This window comes from Hungatella sp. SB206 (genome assembly GCF_051132295.1).
GTDB lineage: Bacteria > Bacillota > Clostridia > Lachnospirales > Lachnospiraceae > Hungatella > Hungatella effluvii.
The window spans coordinates 661,317-680,594 of sequence record NZ_CP096603.1 but is presented as its reverse complement, the minus strand read 5'-3'; the positions used below and the strand labels follow the sequence as shown (position 1 = coordinate 680,594).

Here is a 19,278-nt window from a genome sequence, read left to right as displayed (position 1 = left end):
ATCACACCTTCAGACTTTCCAGGAACAGCCGGTCCAGTACGTCCCAGCTCTCTCTCCTGTCGTCCGTCTTTTTGTCCAGCAGCGTTTTATAGTAGTCCAGCTGTCCTTCAATAAAATGGTTCAAAACTTCGATCCGTTCTCCTGCTCCGCTTTCCGGCGTCAGCGCCTTGATCTCCAGCAGCTTCTCAATGGCTGCCAGGACTTTTGCCAGGTCACCGCAGCCGCGGACCGCTTCCATCAGCTCCGAAAAAAGCACCGGCGGCGGGCACGCGTGTTCCTCAATCCACTTACACGCCAGGACCGGACGGATCACATAGAAATATTTCTTATATTTCACAGTGTCCCCCTGCAGAAACTCCAGGAAGTTGCTCTTCGCCGTTCCGTAATAATGGTACATGGCCGCCTTTTCGGAAAAGTACACGGATGCCGCCTGGTGTATCTGCCGCCATTCCTCTGTCGTGCGATAGACAACCGGCGAGTTCGCCCATTCAAACAGTGTGGAATTCGATCGATGATACTGGCGCAGTGCCTTCTGCAAATCCCAGCCATTGATATCGAGCGTTTCGTCCAGCTCCCACTCAATCACGTCGCGGGCGGGTTCCAGCTTTAAGTAATCCTGTGGACGGCGCACATAGATAAACCGAACGTCGTAATCGCTGTCTGGGGATGCAAATCCCCAGGAACGGCTTCCGGATTCCACCGCGTGAAGAATCCGCACGTGTTCCTTTTCCTCTATCTCCTGAAGCTTCTGTTCCACCAGTTCCTCCAGCGTTCCCTCAAAATCCTTATATCTCATCTCTTACCACCCTTTCGTTGACGCTCATGACGAACTCCTGCACGCGCTCATAATCCGGTTCTTCCGGAAGTGATGTGTTGGCAGCAGCCTCATGCAGCCGCTTTTCGTAGTCTGCAAGAATCTCATAAAATTCCGTCCGGTAGGTGCCGTCTTCCTTCTGAAATTCTCCCCGCCGGATTTTCATCAGAAGCTCATGCTCGTCCTTCCGATACGTAATAATATCTTCCTTCTCCAGAATATCAATCGCCATCATAAACAGGCGGATCAAATGCATGGCATGCTTGTTTAAATGGTTGTCGTCCTTCTTCCGGTTCCGTTTTCCAATCTTATCATACTCTTTTACGATGTTATTCATCTCACCCCATATGTTCCGGTAATCCCGAAGCGGATAGTGAGAAACGAAAGCATCCAGAAATATCTCCGTGTCCATCTCTGGATTTTCCGCCTCATCGATATAAATGTTCAGAGATCCGTAATCGGTAATCCGGTAGCGTTCCTGAAACTCATACATGGCGTTCTTCACGGAATTGTAGATGTGTCTTTCCCGTTCCTCCGAAGCCATCCGGTCCCGCGCCAGCGCGTTCTGGAGCCGTCTCAGCTGCTGGTCCGCGTATCCCCCGAAGGACTGGATCGCCCTCCTTGAAAGGAACAAACGGCGGTTTTCCAGAAGCTCCCTCCCGATGGGAGACAGGTATAAGTAGTGCTCTTCATTCAGCCCCAGCAGCTCACAGGTGTTGGGATTGCACTCCAGCAAAAGCCGTATGATCTTGTTAAACGCATAGATTACCGTGTCCGTATTCTTATCTGTATACTGGTCATAAGAGGTCATTCCAATCAAATCGGATCTCCTGTTTAATGTCACTCCCCGGACATCAATATCACTGTTTTCCTGATTCGTTCCATAGGCATAACTGCCCGCCAGCCCCAACAGGATAATATGTTTTCCCAGATGGGGATCCGTTTTCAAAAAGCCGTACTGCGGTTGTGTCAGAAGCTGCTGTGTTAAATGCTGCTCTGTTTCACTCATGGGGGTTCCCCCTTTCCTGCAAATATAATACTTATAGTATAACTGCTCCCCGGAAAAATGCCAACAAGCGTTTAAAAATACCCGATTTTTCCATATCCAGGAACCATCGGGTACTTTGCAGCCATATCTATTCACTTTTCTTCAAGAGCCATTCAAGCACATTTCTTTTTTTAATTCCTTCATAATCCACATTGTTGAACAATTCATCCAACGTTAAGAGATACTTGGGATAATTGTCCTGGATTGTTCTGAGGGGTGCAAGTTTCCTTTCCAGAGTCGATTCCTCCAATGTGGTCGCCGCCACCTGATAATAGATGGTTTCCTCCGGACTTATCGCCACAAAATCCACTTCGCCGTCACTCAGCTGTCCGACATAAACCCGGTACCCGCGGCGCAGCAGCTCCAGATAAACAATATTTTCCAGGATATGCCCCACGTCGCTGTCCTTTCCCCGCACAAGGACATTTCGCAGACCGATATCGACCGTATAGTATTTGCTTTGCTGTGTTAAATACTGCTTCCCCTTTATATTGTAACGCCCCGCTTCGTATAAAAGCAGGCTGTCGGTCAGACCGCGAAGATATTTGTCCACAGTTTTCTGATCCACTTTTGTCCCCTGCGATTTCAGCGTATTGGCTATCTTTGTGGGGGATACCAGATTCCCAATGTTATGCAGCATAAATTTTGCTACATTCTCCAAACTGGTAACATCGGATATATTAAGCCTGGCGACCACATCTTTCAAGAGAACTGTGTGATAGATATCCATCAGATACTCTTTTGCATCCCTTTGTTCCAGTCCCAGCCTCGTAACATACGGAAATGAACTAAATTCCAGATACCTGGCAAACTTCTGCTGCATGGAAAGGCCGGTCTCGGTCAGCGCACCACAGAATTCAGAAAAGGAAAGAGGCAGCATCAACAAAAGTTAGGATTTAATTCCTAACTTTTCTCCTTTTCATTCCATTCAAGGATTATTTTCCTAATTTTTTAAAAAAGCGGAAACCGCCTTCTTCAATCCGGCCGCTTCCGCTTTTTCACACATTACCTTCTGTTTTTCCAATCACATCTCAATACTATTTCCTACCGCTTCTTCCCACAGCACTTCTTATATTTCTTCCCGCTTCCGCACGGACACGGATCGTTAGGATAGATTTTCTGAACGTTCCTGCGCGGTTGTGCGGCCTGGCTGAAGCCTCTGGTCACCATCTCATGAGGCGTATACCCACGGTTCAGCACCATACGCGTACTGTTCCACACGTCCATGATCTGGCTGGTGAACTTCTCCAGTTCCTCCTGCCCGCGGAATATGACTCCATAAGTCTCAAGCTCGTCTACCACGGTCTGTAAATCGGAGCCGACACTGATTGCAGACTGGACATCCCGTAAAATATACGGAATCCGCTCGTCTCCCACGCCCAATCCTTTTGTTAAGAATTCTCCAAATTGCTGCAGCTCCCTGCTCATCAGGAATCCGCCGTTGTCCGCCATCCACTCGATTTCCCGCAGATTCGGAATGTAGTAAGGGACGTTCCGCTGTCTGCTGTACAGTTCGTCATACGACTTCTGCTCGGCCAGCACACAGTCCACGAACCGGCCTTCGATCAGCTCCACCTGGGGACGGGCTGCATACAGTATCCTGTACGCGTCTGTCAGTTCCTCTTCTGTCAGTTTTTTCGCTTCATACTTATTGAATATCTCCAGAACCAGGGAGACCGGAGTCACCGCGTACAGCGCGTTAGCGGCGCACAGATAATCTCCGATGCGGCTGATCCGCCCCCTTACCGCCTGAAACGCTTCCGTATTGATGGCTTCATACGCCTGCTTCACATCGTCGGCCACCGTATAGAGTTCAGGGCTCATCTCCATTGTCACATAGCCCCCGGCATAGAGATAATCCATATTTTCCTGTTCAAAATAGGAAATATGGCCTTCTCCCTGCAGAACCTGTTCAAACAGCCTGATCTCTGCATCTCTCGCACAGACAAAGTAGTCGCTCATCACCTCCGGACAGAGCATATATTCCGCCGTCTTACGGATCAGTTCTTCCTTTTTAAGCTTCGAATATCCGCTTAAGCCGTGGCGCTTTGCCAGCTCTGTGATGGTCTCCTTGTCGTAAAACCGGAAGATGTCGGCCAGCGTTACACCTTCCTGCTCTGGCATGCCGCCATCAGGGAAAGCCAGCTGTTTAAGCGCTTCATTGACCAGATCCGCATCATACTCGCGCATTCCCTGGCTCTCGGCCCACTCTTTATAATCAAATCCGTTTTCTTCGTTATACGCGGCCAGCCTCTGCGGGTCCGCCAGCGTATCCAGAAGCTGATAGTATCCGCAGATTCCGCCGCAGTCCTCCGGTATGACGTCGCCCTTATACTTCGTCACCCGTGCATACGGCTCCGTATCTTCCTCCAGAAACTTTTCCACCTCGACGGTATGTTCCCAGTTATCTCCCAGATCGTATGTATATGTAAATTTCTTCGTATCAGCCACCAGTTCATCGATAACCGTACCGCTGGAGATGGTTCCGGGCATGTCAAAGTCTTCCTCCATCCTGTCATCTCTCACCCGAATTCCCATTGTACGGAACTCAAACTCATAGAGATGGTAATCCGACCAGCAAAACACGGCCTGAATAATCTGGTGCAGCTGCTCAAACGATATCCCCTGAGGAACCAGAACCCTTCTCCAGATTGGTGGTTTACTCCCTTTTATAACAATCTTGAACTGATAAGCTCCCATGAAAATTTCCTCCTGCTTTAAATAAAGAGTCCTGCGCCTCGCTTCATATATAAAAAACGGCGCCATGACAATTTACCACAAATCTACTGCTCCTGTCCAGTCTATTTGCATATTTTTCTTCGAACCGCCCGCTCCCAGACACACAAAAACAGGCAGCCGACTGCATAACAGGCCAGATCCTTCACGTCAAACACCGAACCGAGCACGATTCTGGCGAATCTGCTGCCGGACAGCCCCAACAGCGTCACAAGGTCAAAATACTGAAGCACCTCCACGCATGCCGCGAATAAAAATACGTAAAACGGCATCAGCCGCACCTTTACCGGTACAAAGATCCTGACGAAACAGTATACCACAAGAACCACCAGCATGTCCCCCACATAGGGTCGTATCACTCTGTCGTGAACATACAGGGCAATCAGCGTTTCCACCGCCATCAGCACCAGAAACGCAGCTCCGTACAGCAGACGCAGCTTCTTATCTCTCTCTGTCATTTCCCTCATCGCGAAAGCCCCTTTCCTCTTCATACGATTATCATAGCGGAGAACACGCATGATTGCAACAAAAAAGAATACCGCAGCAGTTCTACGCTTCCAACCGTTTCGGCCAGTCGCTTCCCTGCTGCGGTACTGTGATTTTTATCTTATTTCCATTCTCTGCAACCGGGGAATCATCCGATGATCTCCATCTCCTTGGAATCCCGATTCAAGCTTACGGCGCCGTCCGCCGTAATCAGCATCAGATCCTCGATCCTTACCCCCAGCTCGCCCGGAAGATAGATTCCCGGTTCACAGGAAAAGATCATGCCCTCCTGCACAACGTCCTGGTTCGCGGAAGAGACATCTCCTGCGTCATGCACCTCGATTCCGATGCAGTGGCCGAGACGGTGTGTAAAGTACGGGCCGTACCCTGCCTCCGTGATGATGTCCCTTGCCACCTTATCAATCTCACAGAACTTCATGCCCGGCTTCATGGCCGCCTGTGCGGCTAAATTAGCCTTCTTGACGATCTCGTACACTTCCCTGCCCTTTTCACTGGCGCTCTTATAGAAAAACGTTCTGGTCATGTCGGAGCAGTAGCTGTTCTTCTTGCATCCCACATCGAAGAGCACGCAGTCGCCGTCTTTTAAAACGGTTCCATCCGGCTTATGATGGCCGATGGCGGCATTGGCCCCAAAGCTTACCAGCGGGCCGAAGGAAGGCCCTTCTGTCCCCAGCTCCTTGTAGATCGCGCACATTCCGGCAGCAACCTCCAGCTCCGTCACGCCCTCCTTTATGAGACCGCGGAAACGGCCCATGGCCTCGTCATTTAACCGGGAGGCCAGAATCATCTTTTCTTTCTCTTCCCCGTCCTTGATCCGGCGGGCTCCATCCACACATTCGGATGCATTTTTATAGGAGGAACCGGCTCCCAGTTCCATCAGCTCCAGAAGGAATCTGGCCGCCATCTTCTTATCGATCCCCAGCGGCTTCTCATGGTCTGTACAGTCCGCTATCATCCGGCAGGCCGGGTCTGTATCGGAAAACCACACCTTTTCGATTCCGATATCACCGTCCACGGTAAACAGTTTATTGATAAACAGCTTATTGTTTCCATTTTTATTTAAATACAATGCCAGCAAACGTTCATTGGGCAGAATCCATCTGCCAGTCAGATAAAAGACCGACGGCGGATCGCTGATAATCATCTGCTCCAGCCCCATCTCTTCCATATTATGTAAGACGCAGCTTACTCTCTCTTCAAACATATTCCTGCCTCCTTTGTTCCCTTAAACTCCGTAGAATACAGGCGCTCCTGGTCCTAACGGCAGACCGATGATCATCCAGACAGCTAAAAGCAGCGACCAGAAGAATAAGAATGCCATAGAGTACGGAAGCATGGAGGAAACCAGCGTTCCCCACCCGGTATCCTTGTCGTATTTCTTCATAATCGTCAGGATATACGGAATCCATGCGATAACGGGGGCGATGATATTGGTTGTGCTGTCACCGATCCGGTAAGCCACCTGAGTCAGCTCCGGAGATAATCCCATCTTCATAAACATCGGCACGAATACCGGGGCAAAGATCGCATATTTCGCGGAGGCGGAAGCCATAAACAGGTTGACAAAGCCTGCAACCAGGATAAAGCAGACCACGAGAACTACGGAGTTGACATTTAAGCTCTTTAACAGTTCCGCGCCCTTAAAGGACAGAACACGGCCGATATTGGTATAGCTGAAGTAATTGGTAAACTGGGCCGCTACAAACGCCATGGCCACAAAACCGGATATGGAAGCGATGGCCTTATTAAAGGAAGACACCACATCCTTATCGGATTTGAAGGTACCGCACAGTTTTCCATATACAAAAGAAGGAATGAAAAACAGCAGGGTGAACAGCGGAATGATCGCGTTCATCAGGGTGGAACCGTCGATTAAGCTGCCGGTCTCCGGGTTTCTCATAAAGGAATTTTTCGGAATACAGCAGATGATGTAGAATGCCGCGATTCCTACGAATACCCAGTTAGCGGCCTTCAATGCCTTCTCTTCCTTAGCGGAAATGCTGTCGGACGCCTCGATTAAAGTTCCGTCTCCATTTTCCTTATACGGCCCAAGGCGCGGGATGATCACACGCTCGGTGATATAGGTTCCCACAATGGTAATCAGAATGGTCGATACAATCATAAAGAACCAGTTGCCCAGCGGTGTAACCGTATAGGACGGATCCAGTGTCTGAGCCGCCGCGGTGGAGAAACCGGATAATGTGGCATCCGCGGAACCGATCAGTAAGTTTGCGGAGAAGCCGCCGGATACACCGGCAAATCCGGCTGCGATACCTGCCAGAGGGTGCTTTTTGTATGCCTTGAAAATCATGGCTGCCAACGGGATAAAGACAACGTAACCGGCATTTTCGGCCACATTTGTCATAACGCCGATAAAGACGACCATCGGAGTCACCAGCGCGGCCGGTGTCACCTTGACTACCTTGCGGATCAGGCCGTTTAAATAGCCGGAGCTTTCCGCCACACCGATTCCCAGCATGATAACGATGGTAAAGCCCAGCGGCGCATAGCTGGTAAAGTTGGTTACCGCGGAGGTCAGCATATACTGAAGCCCCTTAACGCTGAACAGGCTGACGATGGATACTGTGGCCTCCTCCACCGTGCCGCTGCCTGAATTGTACATATCACCTGCGGCGCTCCACCCAAGGGCTGAACCGATACCGGAGACGATGACTACTACCACTGCCAGGTAAAAGAATATGGTGAGCGGTGTCGGGAGTTTGTTCCCTGCGGCTTCGATCTTATCCAGAAAGCGCAGGATCCAGGAACGTTTTTTTGTCTTGGTTGTGTTTTTCATACTTTCTCCTTTATACATTATATTATTTACTGCCTATTTCGCAGTATTTGACGCGATCAGCGCGGCATCCCACACACCGGAAAACGGCGGGGAATAACACAAATCCATAAATCCCATCTCATCCACGGTCAGTCCGGCGTAGATGGCGATGGCGTAATAATTGGCCCTTGGAACCACGATTCCCTGTCCGTACGTCTCTGCCCCCAGGATCTTTCTCGTATCGGCGTCGTAGATCAGCTTGATATTCAGCTTCTCCGTGCCGTAATAGGAAGCGTAACTGTTGCCCGTAATCATATGGGCCTTGTAATGAAGCCCTCTTGCCTTCGCCTCCTTCTCGGATAAACCGACCTTGGCCGCATCGATGCCGAACAGCCGCAGCGCGGAGCTTCCGATCAGCTTAAATGGCTTCGGCTGCACACCGCCTAAAATGTCGCCGATGATTCTGCCCTGTTTGTTGGCATTGGTTCCTAAAGGCGCATACAGATAGTCGCCGGTGACTGCGGACTTCATAATGCTGCAGTCGCCTGCCGCGTAAACGTCCGGGATACTCGTCTCCATCCGCTCATTCACGCAGATTGCCCCGTTTCCGGCCTTCTCCACATTGGTGATAAAGGATGTGGCCGGTGCGATTCCCGCGCTGTTGATCACCATATCCGCCGGGATCTCCTCGGTCTCTTCCCCTCGCCGCAGCACAGCCCGCACGATGCGGCCGTCTTCCTCCACCAGACTCTGCACCATGGTTCCCACGCGCACGGTCACACCGTTTTCTGCAAGCTCGGCTTCCAGCGCCTCGCTGATCTCGGTGTCAAAGGCCGGAAGCACGTGCTCAGCCAATTCCACGACCGTAACCTCTTTGCCGTAATGTCTGCACGCCTCGGACAGCTCCAGCCCGATAAATCCGGCTCCGACGATGACTACATGGCGCTGTTTCTCATCGAATAACGCCTGTTTCACCCTGGTTCCATCCGCCACGTCGCGGATCTCGAATAAATTGCTGTAAGAACGGTCAAACGGCGGAAAATGGCGCACCCCCGCTCCGCTTCCGATCACCAGCTTGTCATAGATATCGTCAAACACCTCTCCAGTCTGCAGATTCTTCACTGTCACGGTCTTGGCATCCGTATCCACGGCCGTCACCTCATGGTAAATCTTTACCGGGATCCCGCTCTTCGCAAATTCTTCCGCCGTTCTGGCGATCAGTTCCTTCCCCTGTTTGATATGATCGGAAATATAAAACGGAATTCCGCAGGCGCCAAAGGATACCTCTCCGCCTTTCTCATAAACCACGATCTCGACCGCGTCGCCCAGAAGCCTTTTTAACTTGGAGGCCGCCGACATTCCGGCGGCAACTCCCCCGATAATCACTGTTTTCACTCTCTCACCCTTCTTTCTACGATAATCGCATTTGTCATACAGCCAGTTACATTAATGAGTGTTCTCGGCACATCGCCGATGGGATCGACGGCAATCATCGGTCCGAGGCCGTTCACCGCGCCGGTGATACCGCTGCCCATCACGGCTCCGAATTCCGCCATGGTGGCCGTACCCGGAACACCGGTAATTCCATAGGAAACCAGTACGATAACCACCACCAGGCCGAACACCAGCGCCGGTGTCATGGTAAGTCCGCTTAAGCCTGCGGCAAATACCGCTGCCATCGCCGGGAACATGGCGCCGCATCCCTGCATTCCTGAAGAGATGGCGTAGGCGGATACCTCGTCGGTAATCTCCTTTTTAAGTCCCAGCCCAGCCGTAAGCGCTTCCTGCGCATCGGGGAGGCAGGCGGAACCGGAACGGGTAACCAGCGCCTTTTTCATCGCCGCCTTTCCCGCCCGGAAAAATGCCGCCGGGCTCATACCGGAAACTGCGCACAGTATCAGCTGTACTGCCAGCATGGCCAGAGAGGCCGCACAGAGAACTGCCAGCATCTTCACCAGCATGAGGAGAAACGCCGGGCCATACGCCGCCGTAAACGCCGCCATGACAGCGGCCGCCCCCATGGGCTTGTAGGCGATAACGGCCTTGCACACACTCGTAATTACAGAGAAAGCGGCATCTGTAACGTCCAGAAACGGCTTTACCGTATCCATATATTTACCGGACATTCTCCGGGCTGCAATGCCAATCAATACGGCAAACACAAAGATTCCCACCACATTGCCGGTAAGAAAATCGAAACCGATTCCCGATGGAATCAGATGCGCAATCGAGTCGGTGATCTTCTGTCCCTCCCCGATTTCCCAGGAAAAGACTGCAGTATCTGCTCCCGGCGCCGCGCCCACTTTAAAGCAGAGGCCAAGGCAGGCCCCAATCAGAGCGCTGACCGCAAGCATCAGCGTATTGACCCATTTTTTCCATTTTATTAGCGGCGTCTCTGTCTTTACAAGAGGCGTGTGGATAACAAGACGTACCCCTGCGACAAAGATGGCCGGAGCGATCAAAAGCTGAAACAGGGAAACATATCCGTTCCCCACCAGGGAGAACCAGCGGCCCAGATCCGCGGCATATACTCCTGTGCGGCCGGACAGTCCCCATACGATCAGCCCGTATACGGTTCCAATCCCTGTTCCGATCAGCACACGGGCCGCAAATGTAAACTTTTTCTTTGGCAGGCGGCTGATTCCGAACAGCAGACCGAAAAACACGATCACTCCCGCCAGGCTCTCCACCCTCGTTAATCCTAAAAACTCTATTATATTCATGAAATGCATATGGAGACTTGTGTCTTTAGACATGAGAGGAATTATACCCCTCCTGACTCTATCACGAGCTCCTTCTCCTTTTTAGTTTTTCAAACATTTGTTTGCTTTTTACTCATATATATGGTAAAATATACTCAAAGTATAAACCTGTTATGAGGTAAAAATCTATGAAAACTATTACTATTACTGCTAAAATCAAACTATACCCTACATCAGTGCAGATGGTTATTTTGAATAAGACCTTGTCTGTTATCCGGGATGTACTGAACTTTGTCTCTGCATTCGTTTTTGGACAGGAAGGTATCCGCTATCTCGAATTAGACCATGCCTTATATTACCCTGTCAGACAGCAGTTCGGACTACGCTCTCAGATGACTCAGAGTGCGTTTAGGACGGTCCTTGCAAAATATCAATCCATGAAAAGCAATGGACACCCATTTTCGAAAGTATCTTTTCGAAACTTCGAGTATGATCTGGTCTGGAACCGGGATTACTCCATATCGGGTCAGTCTGTCAGCTTAAATACCCTTTCCGGCAGGTTACATATTCCCTTTGAATTAAAAGGGATGGAACACTGGTTTTGTGCCGGCGGACGCTTTGGCACAGCCAAACTAATTCGAAAAAACAGGAAATATTATCTGCATATTCCGGTCACTCTGGAAGTAGAGAACAGGAATATCTTAAACCATATCGTTGGAATTGATCTGGGTGTCAACCATTTGGCAGTTTCCTTTGATGATGAAGGGAACACCAGGTTCTTTTCCGGCCGCGCAGTCAAGGAAAAGCGCGCGAAAACACTTGCCCTGCGAAAGCGCCTGCAGACATGTGGAACAAAATCAGCAAAGCGAAAGCTTAAAAAGCTCCGTGAGAAAGAAACCCGTTACGTAACCGCGGTAAATCATGCGGTTACGAAGGCACTTATCTCACAGTATGGAGCCGGAACGCTTTTTATTATAGAGGATTTAACCGGGATACGCACTATCACAGAACATGTCCGTTTAAAATCCCGGTATACAATGGTCTCCTGGGCATTCTATCAGTTCCGGGAGATGCTGGAATACAAAGCCGCGCTGTCGCAGTCAGAAGTCCTTGCGGTGGATCCGAAGTACACCAGCCAGAGTTGTCCGGTCTGCGGAAATACGACAAGGGCTAACCGTAACAGAAAAAAACATGAATTTTGCTGTACTGTATGCGGTTACCGAAGTAATGACGACCGAACCGGAGCCATAAACATCTACCATAAAGGGTGTAATACTCTGTTCGCAGAGGCCTGTCAGGCATAACCAAAACAGGCGGGCTGCCGTCAATCAGCCTATTGTAGCCAGTGTTTGAGGTAGGAGACATGAACCACATGTCGTACTACGCGTAGTTGAGTTACAAGCCCGTGCCCGGGCCCGGGCCCGCCCTGCTTCATCGGGCATTGGACATGAGTAATTGACGAATCGTTCCTTTCTGTCAGCATTCCGTCATAATACGGATTATTTCCTTATCTGTCTCTCTCATTCCATCTTTTCCGAGACGGCCCACATTGGTGATTGTATTTTCCACTCCCTTGGACACGATGCCGTCACCGCCTTTAAACTGCTGACCATTGATATACATATAGTATCCCATGATTCCGGCGTCCACCGCGGCCGCGATCTTACCCGCACAGGACGGCTTGGCGCCGTCGCAGATAATGCCCGACACAATGGCAAGGCCGTTGACGAGGGTGTGGGCGATGGTCTTATAATCGGCCTCCAGCAGGAATGCGATTCCGCATCCGGCCCCGCATCCCGCGCTGACCGCTCCGCAGTAGGCGGACAGACGGCCGATTCCCGTCTTCTGGTGGATCGTGATTAAATTCGAGAGCACCAGGGCGCGGTAGAGTTCTTCCTCGCTGGAGCCCAGTTCTTTCGCATACTCAATCACAGGCAGGGATGCGGTCATACCCTGATTCCCGCTTCCGGAATTGATAATAACGGGAAGCTCGCATCCGCTCATACGGGCGTCCGATCCGGCCGCAGCCGCAGCCCTTGCCCGGACGCGGATATCGTCACCGTAGGCCATCAACAGGACACTGCCAATATTGGCGCCCCAGTCGTTCTGGAGGCCGTCCTCCGAGATCGCGCTGTTATAGGCAATCTGGCGTCCTATAACGTCTCTCACCTCCTCCAAGTCCACCGTTTTGGCAAAATCGTAGATATCTTCTACATTTAAGAGGCTCCGGTCCGCCATCTGCGCCTCCCTGGCAGCCACGGCTCCCACTTTGTAAAGGACCTCTCCATCCTTCTCGATCAGCACAATATTTGTATGATACCCGGCAATCCGCACTTTCACGCAGGAACCGCCGCCGGATACCGTCACTGCCATGTCGAGGATTTCATCCGTCTCCAGCGGCCTCACAGATATCTCCGCATTCTGTAAATACGCTTTTATCTCTGCCTTCTGTTCCTCAGTCACGCCTGAGATAACTTCCAGAATTCTGGAGGCATCCCCTGCTGCAATGCCGGCCGCCGCCGCGGCTTCAATGCCCTTTAAGCCGCCTGTGTTGGGAACAATAACACTCTTTACATTTTTCACTATATTGCCGCTGGCTTCCACCACACAGCGTTCTGGAAGGCAGCCCAGCACCTCTCTGGCTTTCGCCGCACAATAGGCCAGAGCAATCGGCTCCGTACACCCCATGGCAGGCACGAGTTCCTCTTTTAGAATCTGTACATAGGTCGAATATTGAATTCCGGTACGTTCCATGATTTCCCTCCGATTGGTTTATGTATTTTTTATAATTTTATAAGAAAATTTTATCTTATTCTGACCGATATGTCAATGAATTTAATAATATTTTTTTATTGTAATAATAATTTATTTTCTCTTTCATCAAAACAATGGGAAAACACAAAAAAAAAGCCTGAACTTTCGTCATTCAGACTTCTTTTCCATAGATCTTCCTAATCCATACATCTCTCTATCCATACATCTTGCTATTTAATTGTGCGGTTCCGGCCTTAAGATTTCTTTTGCAGCTTGGACTGATAGCGGTACACACTCGCCTCAGAGCAGCACAGATACTCCGCCACCGCGCCCACCGCGCCCTTTAACTGAAACAGACCCGCCTGGCTTAACTCGCCGATGATCTCAATCTTCTCCTGCTGCGTCAGCCGCTCCCTGACCTTCGGTTCAGAAGATCCAACCACGGAGATCACGGCCTTCTTCATCATATCGCCGATCACGTCCTCAGAGAAATTCTCCACAGGCCCGGAGCAGACGATATCCGAATGAGGGCCCTGTCCCATCAGTCCCATGCCGCTCAGCTGCCGGATACTCTCCATGGCCTGCTCATACGGCGTCATATCGATGTTGATACAGAGCTGTCCGACCAGCTTCCCTTCCTCTCTGATAAAATACGTCGAGGCGCGAAGCCTCTTATCAGGCGCCGCCTTCCCCTCGTAATTCACCACGTAATCCTTTTCCTTCCACTCCTCATTGGCCAGTACGGACAGCGTAAAATCCGTAATCGGAGCCCCGATCGTCCGGCCGCTGACATGGCCGTTGGCGATCGCGATAATATCGTGATTTGGTTTGCGGCAGTCCCTTAAGACGACCTCCGCGTTTTCTCCCAGCACCTCTCCCAGAAAATCAACCAGTTTTTTATAATAATCCAGTATATCCAATTCCATATTTCCTTTCCCCGTCAATCAAAACTCTTTTTTCATTATAACAGAGGTAATTCTGTTCCGCAACCGATTCCACCATTCGCAGGAGTGAACTGTAACTATATATACGAATCCGCCTTAGTAAAAATAGAATCCCACTTCCTGCTGCGCAAAGAAAATGCCGCAGGCAGACGGCATAACCATCTCCTGCGGCATTTTCATCTATGTAAACTGTTCGTAATAATTTGGCGAAGCCGGTCACATCAAGCGCGCTTTTCTTTATGACCATGGCTTCTTCTATGTTCAATCCCTCTCGGGCTTTCTGATACCTATCATACACGGCAAATGTGTCCAAAATTTGTTGTATGCCTAAAGCCTTTCTAAAAAGTATGAAAAACTCTTTAACATTTTCATAAGTGCTTCTAATCCGGCGACTTTACACATCTTTTACAAAACCTATACTAAATCCTGATATCTTCTGCTTCCATTCCTTAGTATACTCCAGATGTCAGATAAAAGTCAAAACCCCCGCCGCAGGCGGCAGGATTTTTGACTCTCGCGGCAGTCGCCAAATGGACGCGCAAGCGTGACCGTTTAGCTCATTGCTCGCAGAAATAAATGTAAGAAATCATATCAGAAAAAGAGGAGAGGCAATTATGAAAAAGAATATGGTAAAAACACTTGCACTTGCCGGAATGGCAGTTTTAACAATGGGAGCCCTGGCTGGCTGCGGCAGCAACACAACCGAGTCAACCGCGGCGCCAACCACCGCACAGTCAGAGGCTGAAGCGACCACAGCAGGTACTTCCTCCGCTGAGACAACCACCGCGGCTCCTGCGGCTTCCGCAGACTTAAAGGGTTCCATCAGCATGGTAGGTTCCACCTCCATGGAAAAATTTGCAACCGCGCTCAGCGAAATCTTCATGGAAAAGTATCCGAACGTAACGGTTCAGGCCGAATTCGTCGGCTCCGGCGCCGGAGTGGAAGCAGTGAATAACGGCTCCGCAGATATCGGCAACTCTTCCCGTGATTTAAAAGACGAAGAGAAAGCTAACGGCATCGCCGAAAACATCGTAGCCATCGACGGCATTGCAGTCGTTGTCGATCCGGCCAATGCCGTGGAAAACTTGACGAAGGATCAGCTGACCTCCATCTATAACGGTACAATCACCAACTGGAAAGACGCAGGCGGCGCAGACCAGCCGATCGTAGTCATCGGCCGCGAGTCCGGTTCCGGTACAAGAAGTGCTTTTGAGGAAATCCTCGATGTCGCTGACGCCTGCAAATACAGCAATGAGTTAGACAGCACCGGCGCAGTTATGGCAAAGGTTGCTTCCACACCAGGCTCCATCGGATACGTTTCCTTAGACGTTCTGGACGACACGGTTAAGACCTTAAAGCTGGACGGCACAGAGGCCACTGCGGATAATATCAAGGCCGGCACCTACTTCTTAAGCCGCCCGTTCGTTATGGCAACCAAAGGAGAAATCTCCGAGCAGAACGACCTGGTAAAAGCATTATTTGACTACATCTACTCCGATGAAGGCACCGAATTAGTGAAATCCGTTGGTTTAATCCCGACAAACTAAAAGCCTGACGGCTGAATCAGACATCATAAAAAGGGACGTAGAAGGCGATCAGACACTACGTTCCTTTTATCCGCATAATGAAAGGAGCCATCTTATGCACCCGAAATCTTACTCCATCTTTGCCGGACGCGGCAGCAAATCCGCGGTGGAACATGCGGCGCAGATTATCTTTACCGTCTGTGGTTTCTTTGCCGTCCTGGCGGTCGCTTCCATCACGATTTACATGATTGTAAGCGGTACCCCCGCTCTCTTTAAAGTGGGAATCGTCGATATCCTGTTCGGCACCGTCTGGAAACCGGAAGCCGCAGTCCCCGCCTTCGGTATCCTCTATGTTATCCTGACTTCCATTGCCGGAACCGCTCTCGCCATTTTAATCGGAGTTCCCATCGGTGTTATGACGGCCGTTTTCCTCGCCGAAGTGGCGCCGCCAAAGCTGGCCGGAATCGTTCGCCCGGCGGTGGAACTGCTGGCCGGAATCCCCTCCGTCATCTACGGCCTTCTGGGAATTCTGATCCTGAATCCGCTCATGTATAAGCTGGAACTTAAGATTTTCGAGGGCTCCACGACCCACCAGTTCACGGGAGGCGCCAATTTGATCTCCGCCGTCCTGGTTCTGGCCCTGATGATTCTCCCCACAGTCATCAACATCAGTGAATCCGCTCTCCGCTCTGTTCCCAGAGAGCTGCGAAGCGCCTCCCTGGCCCTTGGTGCCACAAAGATTCAGACAATCTTCCAGGTCGTGCTCCCTGCGGCGAAATCAGGTATTATTACTGCCATCGTTCTGGGCACCGGCCGCGCCATCGGTGAAGCTATGGCGATCAGCCTCGTATCGGGAAGTTCGGTTAATTTCCCCCTTCCTTTCAACTCCGTCCGTTTCCTGACGACGGCGATTGTTTCGGAAATGTCCTACTCGGCGGGCCTTCACAAACAGGTGCTCTTCACCATCGGCCTCGTCCTGTTCGCTTTTATAATGATCATCAATATTTCTCTGACCAGGCTGTTAAAGAAAGGAGATGTACAGCATGACTAACGAAATCGCAGTTCCTCTTCACAAGGATACCGTCATAAAAAACAGCATCTGCCGCAGGCAGACGCGGGTTTCTGACTCCATACTCACGTTTTTGATCTATCTGAGTGCATCCATATCCATCCTGATTCTGGTCGGTATCATGGGATACGTGTTCTTTCGGGGAATCTCACAGATCAACTGGGAATTCCTAAGCACTGTTCCCAGCACGATAAAGGGCACCTTCGGAATCCTTGGAAATATCGTCAATACCTTATATATCGTCGTTATCACGCTGCTCATCGCCACCCCGCTGGGTGTGGGAGCCGCCATTTACTTAAATGAATACGCAAAGGGAGGCCGTGCCGTCCGCCTCATCGAATTCACCACGGAGACGCTCTCCGGTATCCCTTCTATCATTTTCGGTTTGTTTGGCTACGTATTCTTCGGTACGACACTGGGTTTAGGCTATTCCATTTTAACCGGAGCCCTGACGCTCTCCATCATGGTCCTGCCGCTGATCACCAGAACCACACAGGAAACGCTTAAGACAGTTCCCGACAGCTACCGCTCCGGCGCACTGGGAATCGGCGCCACCAAATGGTATATGATCCGTACCATTCTGCTCCCCAGCGCCATGCCCGGCATCGTAACCGGCGTCATTCTGGCCATCGGCCGTATCGTGGGCGAATCCGCCGCCCTCTTATTCACCGCGGGAAGCGGCTACTTACTGGCAAAGGACTTTTTCGGAAAAATCTTTGAATCCGGCGGTACACTGACGATCCAGCTCTACCTTTCCATGCAGAAAGCCAAGTACGACCAGGCCTTCGGCATCGCGGTGGTTTTGCTCCTCATTGTCCTCGCCATCAACGGCCTTGCCAAATATTTATCCCACAAATTCAACACGGAGGTTAGAGAATAGTGAATACCAGTACAGTAAAAATAGCAACCGACGGCCTGGACTTATATTACGGCACCAATCACGCCTTAAAAAATGTCTCTATGGAGCTGTATACCAATAAGATTACCGCCTTCATCGGCCCCTCTGGCTGCGGAAAGTCCACATTTTTAAAGACTTTAAACCGTATGAACGACCTTGTGCCCAATGTGAAAATCGAAGGTGAGGTTCTGCTGGACAACGAAAATATCTACGACCAGAGAGTCGATACCACCCTTCTCCGCAAAAAGGTAGGCATGGTATTCCAGCAGCCGAACCCATTTCCCATGAGTATTTACGACAACGTGGCCTACGGTCCCAGAATCCATGGAATTCACAGCAAATCGGAGCTGGACGATATCGTGGAAAAGAGTTTAAAGGGCGCGGCCCTCTGGGATGAGGTGTCCGACCGCTTGAAGAAATCCGCCCTTGGCTTATCCGGCGGACAGCAGCAGCGTCTCTGTATCGCCAGAGCCCTGGCCGTGGAGCCGGAGGTACTTCTGATGGACGAACCGACCTCCGCCCTCGATCCTATTTCCACACTGAAAATTGAGGACCTGATGGATGAGCTGAAGAGCAGGTACACGGTGGCGATCGTGACCCATAACATGCAGCAGGCCACCCGCATTGCCGATTATACCGCATTTTTCCTGGTTGGCGAGGTGGTTGAATACGCCACCACCACGGAGCTGTTCTCCTCTCCAAAGGATTCCAGGACTGAGGACTATATCACCGGACGTTTCGGCTGATCCGTTTTAACTTATGTAAACTTAATTCAGAAAGGATTTACTTAAAATGACGACAAGAATCAATTATGACCACGAGCTGACGCTGTTAAACGATGACATCAAGCAGATGGGATACATGGTGGAGTCTTCGATCGAACAGTGTTTTATCGCATTTGAGGATCAGGATTTCGAAAAAGCGGAGGGAATTATCCGGGGCGACCGCACCATCAATGATTTAGAGCGCTCCATTGAGGCCCGCTGCCTCTCCCTGATTCTCCGCCAGCAGCCGGTAGCCGGCGATCTGCGGGTCGTATCCAGCGCCTTAAAGGTAGTCACGGATTTAGAACGAATCGGTGACCATGCCTCCGATATCGCGGAACTTATCCTGCGCATCCGTGGGGAGCACATCTACCATGTGGTGCGTCACATTCCGGGAATGGCCATGGCCGCCCGCGAGATGGTGCGAAGCGCCATAGACGCCTTCATCTCCCAGGACATCACCGCCGCTAAGACCATCGAAAAGCAGGACGATATCGTGGATGAACTGTTCACCAAGGTAAAAAACGATGTAATCGATCTCCTGAAGCAGTCCGCCGAGCACGCCGACCAGTGCATCGATCTTCTGATGATCGCAAAATACTTAGAACGCATCGGCGATCACGCCGTTAATGTCTGCGAATGGACGGAATTTGCGAAGACGGGCGCTTTGAAGAACGTTCGGATTCTGTAGGGTGGATTAGAAGAAGGTGCCGCTAGTGGCTTTAAAATTATTGAAAGCC

General features: G+C 50.7%; 18 protein-coding genes. 6 read left to right on the top strand and 12 right to left on the bottom strand.

The genetic code is table 11. The annotated features are described in order from the left end of the window. Position 1 precedes the first annotated feature (1 nt). From M1L66_RS03145 to M1L66_RS03105, 9 genes are all read right to left on the bottom strand, one after another. Positions 2-796, bottom strand: coding sequence for a nucleotidyltransferase domain-containing protein (locus tag M1L66_RS03145; RefSeq protein WP_187022665.1), 795 nt, complete (start codon positions 794-796; stop codon positions 2-4). After that, positions 786-1,823: a nucleotidyltransferase domain-containing protein gene (locus tag M1L66_RS03140; RefSeq protein ID WP_434690768.1), complete on the bottom strand. Its 1,038-nt coding sequence runs from the start codon at positions 1,821-1,823 to the stop codon at positions 786-788. The genes M1L66_RS03145 and M1L66_RS03140 overlap by 11 nt, the downstream gene beginning before the upstream one ends. Before the next feature lie 127 nt (positions 1,824-1,950). After that, the gene (locus tag M1L66_RS03135) at positions 1,951-2,742 is read right to left on the bottom strand and encodes an ATP-binding protein (protein ID WP_434694186.1); all 792 of its coding nucleotides are present in this window, start codon (positions 2,740-2,742) and stop codon (positions 1,951-1,953) included. Between the two features lie 164 nt (positions 2,743-2,906). Continuing rightward, entirely contained in the window at positions 2,907-4,562 is a 1,656-nt protein-coding gene (locus M1L66_RS03130; protein WP_434690765.1) for an IS1096 element passenger TnpR family protein, read from the bottom strand. 101 nt (positions 4,563-4,663) lie between these two features. Further along, positions 4,664-5,065, bottom strand: coding sequence for a DUF2809 domain-containing protein (locus M1L66_RS03125; RefSeq protein ID WP_187022668.1), 402 nt, complete (start codon positions 5,063-5,065; stop codon positions 4,664-4,666). Between the two features lie 167 nt (positions 5,066-5,232). After that, positions 5,233-6,309 carry a M24 family metallopeptidase gene (locus M1L66_RS03120; RefSeq protein WP_434690762.1) on the bottom strand — a complete coding sequence of 359 codons (1,077 nt, stop codon included), beginning with the start codon at positions 6,307-6,309 and terminating at the stop codon, positions 5,233-5,235. 21 nt (positions 6,310-6,330) lie between these two features. Then, the gene (locus M1L66_RS03115; protein ID WP_434690759.1) at positions 6,331-7,902 is read right to left on the bottom strand and encodes an AbgT family transporter; all 1,572 of its coding nucleotides are present in this window, start codon (positions 7,900-7,902) and stop codon (positions 6,331-6,333) included. A 33-nt stretch (positions 7,903-7,935) separates the two neighbouring features. Further along, positions 7,936-9,276: a CoA-disulfide reductase gene (locus M1L66_RS03110; RefSeq protein WP_434690757.1), complete on the bottom strand. Its 1,341-nt coding sequence runs from the start codon at positions 9,274-9,276 to the stop codon at positions 7,936-7,938. After that, positions 9,273-10,637, bottom strand: a complete 1,365-nt coding sequence (locus M1L66_RS03105; RefSeq protein WP_434690754.1) for a cation:dicarboxylate symporter family transporter — start codon at positions 10,635-10,637, stop codon at positions 9,273-9,275. The genes M1L66_RS03110 and M1L66_RS03105 overlap by 4 nt, the downstream gene beginning before the upstream one ends. Positions 10,638-10,771: 134 nt before the next feature. Here M1L66_RS03105 and M1L66_RS03100 point away from each other — a divergent pair, with 134 nt between their 5' ends. Next, the gene (locus tag M1L66_RS03100) at positions 10,772-11,887 is read left to right on the top strand and encodes an RNA-guided endonuclease InsQ/TnpB family protein (RefSeq protein WP_434690751.1); all 1,116 of its coding nucleotides are present in this window, start codon (positions 10,772-10,774) and stop codon (positions 11,885-11,887) included. 172 nt (positions 11,888-12,059) lie between these two features. On the opposite strand, the gene M1L66_RS03095 is transcribed toward M1L66_RS03100, so the two are convergent. The 3 genes from M1L66_RS03095 to M1L66_RS03085 form a co-directional block, all read right to left on the bottom strand. After that, positions 12,060-13,337, bottom strand: coding sequence for a serine dehydratase subunit alpha family protein (locus tag M1L66_RS03095; protein WP_434690749.1), 1,278 nt, complete (start codon positions 13,335-13,337; stop codon positions 12,060-12,062). A gap of 254 nt (positions 13,338-13,591) precedes the next feature. Beyond that, entirely contained in the window at positions 13,592-14,263 is a 672-nt protein-coding gene (locus M1L66_RS03090; RefSeq protein ID WP_002601910.1) for a helix-turn-helix transcriptional regulator, read from the bottom strand. Further along, positions 14,235-14,546, bottom strand: coding sequence for a hypothetical protein (locus tag M1L66_RS03085; RefSeq protein ID WP_434690746.1), 312 nt, complete (start codon positions 14,544-14,546; stop codon positions 14,235-14,237). The genes M1L66_RS03090 and M1L66_RS03085 overlap by 29 nt, the downstream gene beginning before the upstream one ends. A 349-nt stretch (positions 14,547-14,895) precedes the next feature. Here M1L66_RS03085 and M1L66_RS03080 point away from each other — a divergent pair, with 349 nt between their 5' ends. The 5 genes from M1L66_RS03080 to phoU all read left to right on the top strand — a co-directional run bounded on the left by M1L66_RS03080 (position 14,896) and on the right by phoU (position 19,229). After that, positions 14,896-15,828 carry a phosphate ABC transporter substrate-binding protein gene (locus tag M1L66_RS03080; RefSeq protein ID WP_187022674.1) on the top strand — a complete coding sequence of 311 codons (933 nt, stop codon included), beginning with the start codon at positions 14,896-14,898 and terminating at the stop codon, positions 15,826-15,828. A gap of 94 nt (positions 15,829-15,922) precedes the next feature. After that, a complete protein-coding gene (pstC, locus tag M1L66_RS03075) occupies positions 15,923-16,858 on the top strand; it encodes a phosphate ABC transporter permease subunit PstC (protein ID WP_434690742.1) in 936 nt (311 codons plus the stop codon). Further along, positions 16,851-17,756, top strand: coding sequence for a phosphate ABC transporter permease PstA (pstA, locus tag M1L66_RS03070; protein WP_434690739.1), 906 nt, complete (start codon positions 16,851-16,853; stop codon positions 17,754-17,756). Before pstC ends, pstA begins: the two co-directional genes overlap by 8 nt. Beyond that, the gene (gene pstB, locus M1L66_RS03065) at positions 17,756-18,520 is read left to right on the top strand and encodes a phosphate ABC transporter ATP-binding protein PstB (RefSeq protein ID WP_187022676.1); all 765 of its coding nucleotides are present in this window, start codon (positions 17,756-17,758) and stop codon (positions 18,518-18,520) included. Before pstA ends, pstB begins: the two co-directional genes overlap by 1 nt. Before the next feature lie 46 nt (positions 18,521-18,566). Beyond that, complete coding sequence (phoU, locus tag M1L66_RS03060; RefSeq protein WP_002601915.1) at positions 18,567-19,229, top strand: phosphate signaling complex protein PhoU; 663 nt, start codon at positions 18,567-18,569, stop codon at positions 19,227-19,229. The last annotated feature ends 49 nt before the right edge of the window (positions 19,230-19,278 follow it).

Coding starts and splice junctions, on each gene's coding strand:
- M1L66_RS03145 (WP_187022665.1), bottom strand. CDS start 796: ATGAGATATAAGGATTTTGAGGGAACGCTGGAGGAACTGGTGGAACAG.
- M1L66_RS03140 (WP_434690768.1), bottom strand. CDS start 1,823: ATGAGTGAAACAGAGCAGCATTTAACACAGCAGCTTCTGACACAACCG.
- M1L66_RS03135 (WP_434694186.1), bottom strand. CDS start 2,742: ATGCTGCCTCTTTCCTTTTCTGAATTCTGTGGTGCGCTGACCGAGACC.
- M1L66_RS03130 (WP_434690765.1), bottom strand. CDS start 4,562: ATGGGAGCTTATCAGTTCAAGATTGTTATAAAAGGGAGTAAACCACCA.
- M1L66_RS03125 (WP_187022668.1), bottom strand. CDS start 5,065: ATGAGGGAAATGACAGAGAGAGATAAGAAGCTGCGTCTGCTGTACGGA.
- M1L66_RS03120 (WP_434690762.1), bottom strand. CDS start 6,309: ATGTTTGAAGAGAGAGTAAGCTGCGTCTTACATAATATGGAAGAGATG.
- M1L66_RS03115 (WP_434690759.1), bottom strand. CDS start 7,902: ATGAAAAACACAACCAAGACAAAAAAACGTTCCTGGATCCTGCGCTTT.
- M1L66_RS03105 (WP_434690754.1), bottom strand. CDS start 10,637: ATGTCTAAAGACACAAGTCTCCATATGCATTTCATGAATATAATAGAG.
- M1L66_RS03100 (WP_434690751.1), top strand. CDS start 10,772: ATGAAAACTATTACTATTACTGCTAAAATCAAACTATACCCTACATCA.
- M1L66_RS03095 (WP_434690749.1), bottom strand. CDS start 13,337: ATGGAACGTACCGGAATTCAATATTCGACCTATGTACAGATTCTAAAA.
- M1L66_RS03090 (WP_002601910.1), bottom strand. CDS start 14,263: ATGGAATTGGATATACTGGATTATTATAAAAAACTGGTTGATTTTCTG.
- M1L66_RS03080 (WP_187022674.1), top strand. CDS start 14,896: ATGAAAAAGAATATGGTAAAAACACTTGCACTTGCCGGAATGGCAGTT.
- pstC (WP_434690742.1), top strand. CDS start 15,923: ATGCACCCGAAATCTTACTCCATCTTTGCCGGACGCGGCAGCAAATCC.
- pstA (WP_434690739.1), top strand. CDS start 16,851: ATGACTAACGAAATCGCAGTTCCTCTTCACAAGGATACCGTCATAAAA.
- phoU (WP_002601915.1), top strand. CDS start 18,567: ATGACGACAAGAATCAATTATGACCACGAGCTGACGCTGTTAAACGAT.